This window comes from Glutamicibacter sp. NPDC087344 (assembly GCF_044744225.1).
Taxonomy (GTDB): Bacteria; Actinomycetota; Actinomycetes; order Actinomycetales; family Micrococcaceae; genus Glutamicibacter.
Map to the genome: position 1 here is coordinate 56,635 of NZ_JBIUXY010000014.1, position 11,757 is coordinate 68,391.

10 protein-coding genes are annotated in these 11,757 nt (G+C 54.9%); 2 read left to right on the forward strand and 8 right to left on the reverse strand.

Translation table 11 applies throughout. The features are described 5' to 3' along the window. Positions 1 to 21: 21 nt before the first annotated feature. From ACIOWL_RS19325 to dinB, 7 genes are all read right to left on the reverse strand, one after another. Positions 22 to 1,614 carry a UDP-N-acetylmuramoyl-L-alanyl-D-glutamate--2,6-diaminopimelate ligase gene (locus tag ACIOWL_RS19325; RefSeq protein WP_400388995.1) on the reverse strand — a complete coding sequence of 531 codons (1,593 nt, stop codon included), beginning with the start codon at positions 1,612 to 1,614 and terminating at the stop codon, positions 22 to 24. Next, positions 1,608 to 3,422 carry a peptidoglycan D,D-transpeptidase FtsI family protein gene (locus tag ACIOWL_RS19330; RefSeq protein ID WP_400388998.1) on the reverse strand — a complete coding sequence of 605 codons (1,815 nt, stop codon included), beginning with the start codon at positions 3,420 to 3,422 and terminating at the stop codon, positions 1,608 to 1,610. The genes ACIOWL_RS19325 and ACIOWL_RS19330 overlap by 7 nt, the downstream gene beginning before the upstream one ends. A 76-nt stretch (positions 3,423 to 3,498) precedes the next feature. After that, complete coding sequence (locus ACIOWL_RS19335; protein ID WP_400389001.1) at positions 3,499 to 4,218, reverse strand: hypothetical protein; 720 nt, start codon at positions 4,216 to 4,218, stop codon at positions 3,499 to 3,501. 43 nt (positions 4,219 to 4,261) lie between these two features. Next, entirely contained in the window at positions 4,262 to 5,254 is a 993-nt protein-coding gene (rsmH, locus tag ACIOWL_RS19340) for a 16S rRNA (cytosine(1402)-N(4))-methyltransferase RsmH (RefSeq protein ID WP_400389003.1), read from the reverse strand. 171 nt (positions 5,255 to 5,425) lie between these two features. Next, a complete protein-coding gene (gene mraZ / locus ACIOWL_RS19345) occupies positions 5,426 to 5,839 on the reverse strand; it encodes a division/cell wall cluster transcriptional repressor MraZ (RefSeq protein WP_400389006.1) in 414 nt (137 codons plus the stop codon). 496 nt (positions 5,840 to 6,335) lie between these two features. Further along, positions 6,336 to 6,719, reverse strand: coding sequence for a DUF3040 domain-containing protein (locus ACIOWL_RS19350; protein ID WP_400389009.1), 384 nt, complete (start codon positions 6,717 to 6,719; stop codon positions 6,336 to 6,338). 183 nt (positions 6,720 to 6,902) lie between these two features. Next, positions 6,903 to 8,078: a DNA polymerase IV gene (gene dinB, locus ACIOWL_RS19355; RefSeq protein WP_400389012.1), complete on the reverse strand. Its 1,176-nt coding sequence runs from the start codon at positions 8,076 to 8,078 to the stop codon at positions 6,903 to 6,905. Between the two features lie 155 nt (positions 8,079 to 8,233). On the opposite strand from dinB, the gene ACIOWL_RS19360 reads away from it, so the two are divergent. Then, on the forward strand, positions 8,234 to 9,340 hold the full coding sequence (locus tag ACIOWL_RS19360; protein ID WP_400389015.1) for a polyprenyl synthetase family protein: 1,107 nt from the start codon (positions 8,234 to 8,236) through the stop codon (positions 9,338 to 9,340). A 93-nt stretch (positions 9,341 to 9,433) separates the two neighbouring features. On the opposite strand, the gene ACIOWL_RS19365 is transcribed toward ACIOWL_RS19360, so the two are convergent. Continuing rightward, positions 9,434 to 9,787, reverse strand: a complete 354-nt coding sequence (locus ACIOWL_RS19365; protein WP_400389018.1) for an Rv2175c family DNA-binding protein — start codon at positions 9,785 to 9,787, stop codon at positions 9,434 to 9,436. Between the two features lie 163 nt (positions 9,788 to 9,950). On the opposite strand from ACIOWL_RS19365, the gene ACIOWL_RS19370 reads away from it, so the two are divergent. Beyond that, positions 9,951 to 11,711: a LysM peptidoglycan-binding domain-containing protein gene (locus tag ACIOWL_RS19370; RefSeq protein WP_400389021.1), complete on the forward strand. Its 1,761-nt coding sequence runs from the start codon at positions 9,951 to 9,953 to the stop codon at positions 11,709 to 11,711. Positions 11,712 to 11,757: the final 46 nt, after the last annotated feature.

Sequence of the window (11,757 nt, forward strand, 5' to 3'; positions counted from 1 at the left end):
ACGATAGTGGACTTGGGCGTGCTAGGAAATGGTCACAAAACCATGAAGTTTTAGGGCATTGGCCAATTCCACTCGGTCGTCGAGCGCTACGTCTATTCCCGCGACGTCTTGGTTAACTTCGTGTCCGCGGCCAGCTACAAGGATCGCGTCATTGACGCCGGCCAAACTCACAGCGAATTCCACGGCTTTGGCGCGTGGCGCAATGTTGTGCAGCTGCACCGCTGGGCGTTCCGACTTGATTATCTGGGCGGCCCCGGCGGCCACCTGGTCGCGAATCGGGGCCGGGTCCTCAGTGTGCGGGTCGTCATCTGTGACAATCACAATGTCTGCGTGTCGCGCGGCAACCGCGCCCATATCCGGACGCTTGGTGGTGTCGCGGTCACCGGTCGCACCAAAAACGATGATGCGTCGCCCGCCTGGCCCAGGCCTGACGGATTCCAACGCCTTGGCCAGCGCATCTGAATTGTGAGCAAAGTCAACAACGGCCACGGGAGACTCCCCGATTACCTGCATACGGCCCGGGACTGCAACCGACAGTGGGTCCTTTGCATCCAGTGCCTGCTGCAGTTGCGCCAGCGGCACACCGCTGGCAAGCACCATCAGGCTGGCCAGTGCGGCGTTGGCAACGTTGAACAGCCCTGGCAGTCCGGTGCGCGTGTTGAGTGTGCGGCCGTCCCGGTGGGTGATGCTGAAACGGTGGCCCAGGCCAGAATGCCGCAAATCAGCCACACGCCAGTGCGCGGTGGGGTGCTGCGGGTCGAGGCTCAACGATTCCGTGGGGATCAGCGAGCGGTCTGCAAGCTGCTGTCCGTACTGGTCGTCGACCATGACCACTGCACGCTCGCTCCGCTCGGCGGTGAACAGCTGTGCCTTGGTTTCGAAATAGTCTTGCATGGTTCCATGCAGGTCCAGGTGGTCCTGGGTGAGATTGGTGTAACCAGAGACCCTGAACTTCAGCGCGTCCACACGGCCATAGCTCAGTGAGTGGCTGGAGACCTCCATCGCTACCGCATCGACCTGTTGCTCGCTCATGCGGGCCAACACACCGTGGAGCTGGGTTGATTCTGGTGTCGTGAGAACACTTGGAATGATCTGCCCACGCGCCGACATCTCGATGGTTCCAACCAGCCCGGTTTCCGTGCCGAGGGCTTCAAGAACGGAACGAATCATGAATGTTGTCGTGGTTTTCCCGTTGGTGCCGGTGACCGCAAACAGTTCTGGACAATCGGTGGAGGTGCCGTAGATTCGCTGCGCGGCAATGGCGGCGATAGCGCGGACGTACTCAACTGTTGCGACAGGAAGCTCAAAATCCTCTGGCAGCAGCGCGGCACCCTGAGCATCGGTGATCAGTGCGAGCGCACCATTGGCGACAGCGGTTGCGGCGAATTCGGCGCCATGGCGACGCGCGCCGCAGATCGCCAGAAATACGTCGCCAGGCTGAACTACCTGCGGGTTCAAACTGACTCCGAGAATTTTTGGGTTGCCGGAGGAGCCAGCGGAATGCCAGCGGGCACCAACTGCCGCGCATAATTCTTCGAAACTGGTTTCCGCAACTGTCTGCGGGCGCAAATGCCGTTCCAGCGCGCGTGGCGTGCCGGGTTCCTGGACTACCAAGGTTTCTTTTGTTCCTCACCTACAAAGACGTCATACGCCTCTGAATCGCTTGTGCTCGGTGCCACGTTGTATGTATTCAACGTGTGGCTCATGACTTCAGTAAACGTGTCAGCTACCGAGAAGTTTTTCCAGTCGCCTTTCGGGCGGCTCATCGTTACTACCACCACGTATTGTGGGTCGTCCAACGGTGCGACACCCGCAAAGGAGAATGTATAGCCGTCGTAACCATTGGCGCCGGCAGCCTGACCCGTACCGGATTTACCACCTACGCGGTAACCCGGTATTTTCATTTTAGTACCGGTTCCGTAGTCAACAACCGTTTCCATGAGCTTGAGCATCTCCGCTGCTGTGGATTCCTTCACAACACGGGTCTCTTCTGGAACCGTAGGGTCCGAAATTGACCCATCGTCGTTCTGATATCCGGAAATCAGGCTCGGTGCAATGCGTACTCCGCCATTGGCCAGCGTCTGGAAAATTGATGCAGTGTGCAACGCGGTCTGCGAATAGCCCTGGCCAAACATGGTGGTGTACTGCTGACGGCGATCCCAATTATCGGGGTTTGCAAGCTGGCCTGCGCTGGCACCATTCAGTCCAACTTCGATCGGTGTACCCAACCCAAAGGCCCGCATGTAGTCATACCGAGTTTTATTGCTGATCTTCTGCCCGACCATCACGGTACCGGTGTTGTATGAACGGGCGAAGATACCGGCAGCGGTCATGTCATAAGTGGCGTGTTCCAACGAGTCATTGATGGTTTCGTTGGTGAAGGTTTTTTTGTTGGGAACCTTGAACTCGGTGGTGGGGGTAACTGCACCTTGATCAATCGCCGCCGCAAAGGTGGCCGCTTTGCCGGTAGAACCAGGCTCGAAAGCACGGGTCACCGACACCGAGTTACGGAATTCGGGGTCCGTCGCGCTCGGGTCATTCGGATCGAGTTCGGCAGAGTCGCCAATGGCAAGCAGCTTTCCCGTCTTGACTTCCATGGCAACGACGGTCACCCAATCGGCGGAGAATTCCTTGCTTTTTGCTTCCGCGGCACGTTGGGCCACGTACTGAATATCGTAGTCTATGGTCAGCAATACGTTTTGGCCGTTAACGGCTGGAGTCTCTTCAAGATCGGTCGTTGGGATACGTACACCGTCCGCGCTGACCTCAAACTTGCGTTTGCCCGCAGTTCCCGCCAGATGTTCCTCCTGGCTCAGTTCCAGCCCTTCGGCACCAACAACACTCTTCTGGTCCTCGGAATTTCTCACAAATCCCAGCAGCGGGCCGGCAATAACACCTTGCGGATACTGGCGTTCGCTGCGCAACGTGGAATTCAACCGTGGAATGCCAATTTCCATCACTTCGTTGCGCACTTCGGGTGTCACACTTTTGGCGATCACGACGTAGCCCTTGGGCTTGGCTCCATCTTGCGGGCGGATTGCCTTGGTCAGTTCGTCAACATCCTGGTCGAGGATCTCTGCGAGCTCTTGAATCGCCTGTTCCCAGGTAATTCGCTCCTTAACGTTGGACCCATCTCGCATGGTTCGCCGGATGGTGTCCTTTTGGTCGCGTTGGTCAAGGACGAGGTCGTAGCGGTCTACGGACACCGCCAATGTGTTGCCATTTTTGTCAAGGATCGAACCGCGATTCGGCGCGATCGTTTCTTCACGGCTGCGGGTATCCGCGGCTTCCTTAGCTGCCGCGGCAGGATTGATTCCTTGGACCCAGAAGAGCCGAACGGCGATGACCAGCAGTAGGCAGATCGACAGCAACAGCACGAAACGCATGCGTTTCTTCGCGGTATCAACGGCAGTCGCACTCACGGTGAACCCAACTTTCCTTCAACGTGGATTTTTGACAGCGTAGTTGCCGCCCTGAATAAAGCCTAAGTAGACAAGCTTAGTCTGTAGCGGATTTCATGGTCGGCGCCGGGATCGTGCCGCCGTTGAGTTCTCCCTCGGTAAAGACGGGACGGCCATCATCGCCAACCGTTCGCTCGACCTTCACGGTTTTCGCCTCGGCAGCTGATTCCTTGGAAGCGTTCTCTGTTGTCTGCTTGCCAACTGTTGTTTCGGGTGTCGACGACTTAGCCTTCTCTTCAACCTTTGCGCTCTTGGTACTGCCGTTAATGCTTTCGCCAGGCAGTGGCAACGTGTCGTAGTCGGTTGAGTTTTCATCGCTCTTTACCGCTTCTTCAGCCTGCTGAGTGATTTTACCTTCCGAAAGGTCAATGAGTCCGGGAGCTCCCGGGGCTACCAAACCAAGTTCGGCGGCCTTTTTGGCTAAGGCTTGCGGTGCAGAAAGTGACTGCGCATCCTTCAACAGGGCTTGGTTTTCCTGGGACAACGCGCGTTCTTGATTGCGCAGGGACACGATATCGTACTGACGCTGCGCAACCGAGGTATTCATGAGCACGAGCGCGACAATGAGCCCAATAAACAGCATCACGAGGGCTACCGAGGTAACCACCACAGATCGCTTGTTTTTTTCGTTGATCCTCGGAACCAACGAGAGTGTCACACGCTGTGGAGTCTCAACGAATTGTAAATCGCTAGCGGAAACGGGCTCGGGGCGCACGGCTCGGGCAGCACTACCTTCGACGACCGGTTGGGCAGTCATGGCTACGTTCTTTTGCACTCGGCGCTGGGCTCGTTGGCTCATACTAGCTCCTCTTCAAAACCCGTTCTACGGCCCGCAGTCGGGCTGAGGCCGCACGTGAATTTTCGGCAATTTCCGCTTCGCTGGGCTTCTCAGTCCCCTTGGTCAGAACCTTGAATTCAGCTTTGTGTTCCTCAAGCTCTACGGGAAAACCCGGTGGAGCCGAGGAGGTTGATCCCTGAACAAAATGCCGTTTAGTGATCTTGTCTTCCAGCGAGTGGTAACTCATGACCACCACTCGACCACCGAGGTTCAGAGCACCCATGGAGGCCGGGATAGCCCGCTCCAAGACATCCAATTCCTCGTTGACTGCGATGCGCAGCGCCTGGAAAGTTCTTTTCGCCGGGTGACCGTGGTTACGGGCCGCTGCGGCTGGGACAACCGATCGAATGACTTCCACGAGCTGCGCGGTGGTCACTATTCGGCTCTGTTCCCGGGCTTCGACAATTGCGGTGGAAATCCGACCAGCGAATTTCTCTTCACCCCACTGCCGAATAATCCGAAGCAATTCGTCGCGTTCAAGGTCGTTGACAAGATCTTCCGCTGTGGGACCGACCGAAGTATCCATACGCATATCCAGTGGAGCATCGTATGAATATGCGAAACCTCGCTCACGCTCATCAAGTTGGAGCGAGGAAACACCGAGATCAAACAAGACCCCGTCAACACCGGGGAACCCCAGATCGGAGACCACATCCGCGATCTCGTCATAGACCGCATGAACGAGATCAATACGATCTTCGAATGGACGCAATCGAGCGCCGGCAAGCTCATGGGCTTGTTCGTCTCGATCCAAGCCGATCAGATGCAGGTTCTCGAAACGCTGCAAGATAGCTTCGGAATGGCCGCCCATTCCTAAGGTGCAGTCGACGACGATTGCCCGACGTCCCTCTGCATTGGCTCGTTCAATACCTGGAGCCAGCAGATTGACGCAACGATCCAGGAGTACCGGAACATGTCGTTCTGATGCTGGTCGTTGGGAATCGTGATTCGTCACTGCGCCCCCTTTCGCGTTCGATTTGATGCTGAGATCAGATCCCCCTCCAACCGTTGACTGCGAACCTTTCTGGCTCCGGGGAAGTGGAGCCAGAAGAATTCACCTTCAAGGTGGCTGGAGATCTCATCTCAGCCGTGTCTTCCATCCAATTGGCACCCCGTCTATGGGCGGCTAGTCCTCATCGGTTTCAGAAAAAACATCTTCCTGTTCCTGTAAGTACTGCTGCCATGCCGTGGAATCCCAGATCTCAATACGGTTACCCGCACCAATCACCGTGACGTCACGGTCCAGACCGCCGTATGCACGAAGCACCTGTGGGATTGTGACGCGCCCTTGCTTATCGGGTAATTCATCCGAAGCTCCGGAAAGAAACACACGAGCGTAGTCCCTAGCCTTACGTGAAGTAAGTGAAGCTTGAGCAAGTTGCTCGTGTTGCTTCTCAAATTCTCGTTGGCTGAAAACGTAGATGCAGCGTTCCTGTCCGCGAGTCAAAACCAGCCCAAAAGCTAGCTCGTCACGGTATTTAGCAGGCAGAATCAGGCGCCCTTTTTCGTCCAGACGCGGCGTGTAAGTTCCAAGGAACATGCACACCGCCTTTCGTCGCGAAGTGGTCAGAATCCCCGATTCCCTCTACTGCACTCCACTTTACTCCACAACCCTCCACTGTCAACGCAGCAAACCGGGTTTACCGAAGGTTTAGACATAAAAACTCGCATGTTTTCGCGTCTTCACAGCGCAGGTCACGGTGGAGGACCTGAGAGCCTAGTTTGCGATACCAGGCTGAAAATCGAAATAGTCGGCCCCAAAAAGCCCGAAATTACAGCAATCACACGCATAGTGGTGGGATGTGGAGGGAGCTGGGGAGGAAAGTGGAGAAAGCACTTTCAACCCCCACTGACCGCTGCCTAGGAAGTTGCAGGGAATCACCGATTCCCACATTTCTCGTCACCGAACGGTGCGTCGCATCGAGAATTGAGGGGGTACCTCACGGCGGTCGCAACGGAACTTTCCCGTTGCGTTGGCCTCAATTAAAAAACAAAGAGGTGCAACCCGTGGGTTACACCTCTAAATGAACTCAGCTCTAGCCGTCGGACTGGTCCCGCTTACGCTGATTCCATTTTTCTTCAAGACCACTCATGAACTGAGAGTTGTTCTTCGCGTTTGCTCCTGCACGGGGTTTGGCACCTTGGCCGATTTTTCCCGCCGCGGATTTTTTCAGCGCCAACATAACTCCGCCGAACATCACTGCGAATCCAATGACACCAACGATGATGAGCTGCTGGGAAATGCCGAAGATCAAGCCAGCCAGACCAACGATGACTAAAAGGATGCCAAGGGCGATATTTCGGGTTGAAAGTCGCCCCGACCCTGACGGAGCTTTCATGTTGGAGGCAAAGCGACGGTCTTCATGCAGCTGCTTTTCCAACTGCTCCAACAGACGCTGCTCGTGTTCCGATAGCGGCATCGCCTTCTCCTTCCAATGACTTTCAGACGGTCATGCACCGTCTTTAGGTTCAAACGCTCCATGGCCTAGAAAAGTTCCCGGTCATTAGTTCGAACCTACTTCTAGGATAGACTCTTTTATCCCTCCCCTGCTAGTTGATCTTCACCACTGTTAATATGGATGCTGGTAGGCAAAACTTGGTCGTTACTCCTTAGGCCGCAGAAATCGCGCCGGTCCCATAGACGAGTCCGGAAATTTCTGACTAATCAGGTCAGCGATCCGTTCAGCTTCACGCGTCTTTTCGTCTTTGGGGTCCAAGCTCAACTGGATACCTTGTGTCGACTCTTCAAGTCTCTCAGCCTTGACACCAAGGAGCCGGATAGGTTGGGCCAGCGGCCATAAATGCCGAAACAGGCTGATCGCTTCGCCACTGATAGCGGATGAGGAATCAGTTGCCGCTGCCAATGTCTTGGACCGGTTGATTCCACTGAAATCTTGGTACTTGATTTTGATTCCCACACCCCGTGCTATCTTTCCCTGCCCACGGAGTCGGGCACCCACACGGTGCCCTAGGCGCAACAACTCTCGTTCCAAGATGTCCTGGTCACGAATGTCTGTAGAAAAAGTATGTTCCGCGGACAAGCTTTTCTCCTCGCGCACCGGCTGCACGGGCCGGTTATCGATGCCCTGAGAGAGCAGATACAGCGCGCGACCATTTTCACCAAACCGTTGTACCAACCTAGCCTCTGTCTCCGCAGCCAGCTGTGCCACTGTGTCAATACCCAGAGCATGAAGCTGTTCGGCAGTTTTTTTGCCCACACCCCACATCTTGGCCACTGGGAGCTGGTGCAAAAATTCCAAGGTGCGTTCCGGGGCGACAACGGTCATGCCATTCGGCTTAGCGTAGGTTGAAGCCAATTTAGCGACAAACTTGTTACGTGCGATGCCGACACTGGAGGGCAGCCCAAATTCTTCCTGAATGAAAGTTCGAATACGTTCGCCAATGGCCACCGGGCCTCCAAGCATTCGCATACTTCCGGTGACATCAAGGAATGCTTCGTCAACGCTCACTTGTTCAACCAGTGGCGTCACAGTGTGAAGGTATGTCATGATGCGTTGCGAAATAGCGTTGTATTTCCCATGAACCGGTTCGATGATGTTCGCTTCCGGCATCAAAGCCATAGCCTGACTCATCGGCATAGCCGAATGCACTCCCCTGGCTCTACAGTCATATGAAGCGGAAAGCACCACACTTCGAGTGCCAGGAAAACCCACGATCACCGGTTCATCCTTCAGCTCCGGGTGGTCGATAAGCTCAACAGAAACAAAAAAGGCATCCATATCTACGTGCAAGATCGCCCGATGCGCTTTGTCATTCATGACAGCTATATTAGTTGGGGCTACCGACAACTCGCATAGCAGTTGCACTCGCGCCTTCCGCCACAGCTCCAGCAGGCCCACGGATTTACCATGTGTGGTTTCCCGGTAGAGTTGGTACTAGCCATCTGCCCCTTCACGCGGAGAATTGATTTTGCATGTCGTTTCCTGAAACCGTCTCAACTTTCGAGCCTGAAGTCCAGAAGCTAAGCCTTGGCTTTGCGGATGCCGTTGCCTCGAAGCTTGAGGAGTTCCTCTCTGCGAAGACCGAGGAAGTCTCCTCGATTACTTCCAGTGCAGCAGAAATCGTCAGTGCCATTAGCGAGCTAGCACGTGGTGGCAAACGACTTCGGCCACTGTTTGCCTATTGGGGCTTCTTGGGTGCTGGTGGTTCTCAAGACTCAACGGACATCATTCAGCTAGGTGCCGCGTTAGAGCTGTTTCAGGCCGCAGCACTAATCCATGACGACATTATCGATAACTCCGATACTCGGCGTGGGCGTCCCAGCGTTCATAAACATTTTGAAGCGCAGCATCAGTCCTTGGGCTTATCCGGGAGCGCCGCGAATTACGGAATGGCAAGCGCCATCCTGGCTGGCGACCTATGCCTTTCACTGAGCGAAGAACTTTTCGCCGACATTCCTAGTGTTAACGCGTCAACTCGGACAATATTTAACCGCATGCGAACTCAGGTCATGGCCGGGCAGTACCTGGACGTCCTTGAGGAGTCTGCAGGTCCAGCTTACGACCCAACCGAGGCGGTGAAACGGGCACGGACCATCGTCCGCTTCAAATCCGCAAAGTATTCAACCGAGAACCCAATTCTTCTCGGCGGTGCGTTAGCAAACGCAACACCGGAGTTGCTACGCAGCTATAGTGCCTTCGCGCTCCCCCTAGGCGAGGCGTTCCAGCTCCGCGACGATGTTCTCGGGGTCTTCGGAGATCCAGAAGTTACTGGCAAACCAGCCGGAGACGACCTGAGGGAAGGCAAAAGGACTGAGCTGATTGCCCATGCGCTATTGCTGACCAGTCAAGTCGATCGTGATTTTATTCAGAATCGCCTGGGTGCACCTGACCTGTCTGACGAAGAAGTTCAAAATCTCAGCGATATCTTACGCGTCAGCGGAGCTCTCGAACGGACCGAACAGAGCATTGACGAGCTGACTTCTCAATCGTTGCAGGCGTTGCGTGAAATCCAGACTCACGAGCTGGCACTGACAGGTATGCAGTTCCTCAGCGACGCGGTCACCAAGCGCAGCAAGTAGTATCTGCACTTTGACGGACTGATAACAAATAGGTCTCGGCACTCCCCAAACGGAGAAATGCCGAGACCTATTGTTTATAAAGCTGGCTGCTCTTTACCAAGCCAGAGACTGCGCGCGACGGCGGATTTCCGTCTTGCGTCCCGAACGCAGTGCGTTCATCGGGGTGCCCGGAAGAGAATCATCTTCTGTGAAGAGCCATTTGATGCTCTCCTCATCTGAATAGCCAGAGTCACGCAGGACCGACAGCGTGCCTTTGAGGCTATCGACTACTCCACCATCCTGGACAAATTCTGCAGGAATGGAACGTACCTTGCGTTCACCGATTCGCAAGGAGACGACGACACGCTCATCAAGCAAGCGGTGTACCTGGCGAATATCAACGTCTAGTGCTTCGGCTAGATCGGGCAGGGTTAGCCACTGGCCAACAAGTTCTTGAATGTCATTCACCTCTTAAGATTCCCATAAATTGTGATTCACCGCAGAATCTTTGTTCAAACCAGTCACAGCTGTTTCCATGCGTCACACAAGTAGTGTAAATTTTCATGTATCACTTTGATAACAATTGCAACACAATCAACTCCTGAAGCAGCCGGCTCAGGGGCCACTGTTAATGTTCGTGATTATCGCCACCGTACAATTGAGGATTGACTCTATGCCCTACAAAGCGAGCCACGTCTCCACGCATGCGCTAGGTGTCGTCGCAGGCGCAGCCATCCCCGCTGCAGTCATCGGCAGTCTCGCCTTAGCTCCGGCTGCCACCGCAGCTCCAGCAGTATCGGTAAATACCCCAGGGTCTTCCGCAAAGTCGGTAACGCCCGAAAATATTAAGATCGCTGAAGACCAGATCAAGGCGCATCTGATTGCGTCTCGAATTTCTACTTTGGGGCTACCGGCAAAGGTCAGCACGAAAGAAATCAAGATCCCAGCAGGCGCCAGCCTCTCTGGCCTCGCAGTGGAATACAACACCACAGTGGCTAAGCTCAAGGACCTTAACAACCTGAAGTCCGACTTCATTGTTGCCGGTAAAACTCTCAAAGTCCCCGGGCTGGCTTCCTCAGCATCCTCTACGTCAAAGACTTCGACTTCCTCAACGTCAAGTACCTATACGGTCAAGTCCGGCGATACGCTTAGCCACATTGCCGCTAAACACAACATGAGCCTGTCTAGCTTGCTGCAGAAGAACAACGTCTCTTCCAGTTCCAAGATCTTCCCTGGCGATAAACTCAAGGTCAGTGGCAGCACTGCCAGCAGCACCAGTAAAAAGTCTTCCAGCTCTTCCGCCAATAGCTCCGGTTCTGCCAGCTATACCGTGAAAGCTGGAGATACCTTGGGTGGTATCGCTGTCAAACACAACATGAGCCTGTCGTCGCTCCTGAGCAAAAACGGAATCTCCGCTAGCAAGCGGATCTTCCCTGGTGACAAGCTCACGGTGAGCGGCACGTCCAAGTCCTCTGGGTCCGCTAATTCCTCTTCGTCCTCGAAGAGTTCCAGCAGTGCTAGCTACACCGTGAAGTCTGGCGATACCCTCAGTGGCATTGCGAACAAGCATGGCATGAAGCTCGCTGCCCTACTGAGCTTGAACGGCATCTCTGACAGCAAAACGATCTTCCCAGGCAACAAGCTCAAGGTCTCTGGCAGCTCGTCGTCTTCGTCGTCTTCCTCGAAGTCGCAGTCCTCCTCTTCTGAGGGGTCAGCTACGTCTTCGAGCTACTCGGTGAAGGCCGGCGATACCCTGGGCGGTATCGCAGCCAAACACGGGATGAAGCTCGCTGACCTGCTGGATAAAAATCCTCAGCTAAGCACCTCAACGCCGTTGCAGATCGGAACCAAGGTCAAGGTTAGCGGCTCTTCCGTTTCCTCCACCTCAACCGGTGGGTCGAAGCAGAAAATTGGAAATTCCATGCTGGGGCGCACCTATCCAGACCATGTGGTGAGCAACGCCAACGAGAACAAAAATTATCTTGACTCGATCTCGGTTCCGAGCCGCAGCGAAATGCAAAGCCTCATCGTCGCAACCGCTAACCGTATGGGCGTCGACCCCGCACTTGCACTGGCTCACTCCATGCAGGAGTCGGGTTTTAGCATGCGTGCAGTGTCTCCGGCCAATGCGATTGGAGCTATGCAGGTTATTCCGAGCACCGGCGAATGGATGTCGTCTCGTTTGGGGCAGAAACTGAACCTGCTCGATCCACAGGACAACGTCACCGCCGGCATTGCGGTAATCCGATTCAACTTGGACAACACCGACAACTTGGATGACGCTATCGCTGCGTACTACCAGGGACTCAGTGGCGTCAAAAACAACGGGATGTATTCGGACACCAAACGCTACGTTGCCAGCGTGAAATCGCTGATGAAGCAGTACCGCTAAACACAGCAAAAGGGATGGCCCGGTGAGATTATCACCGGGCCATCCC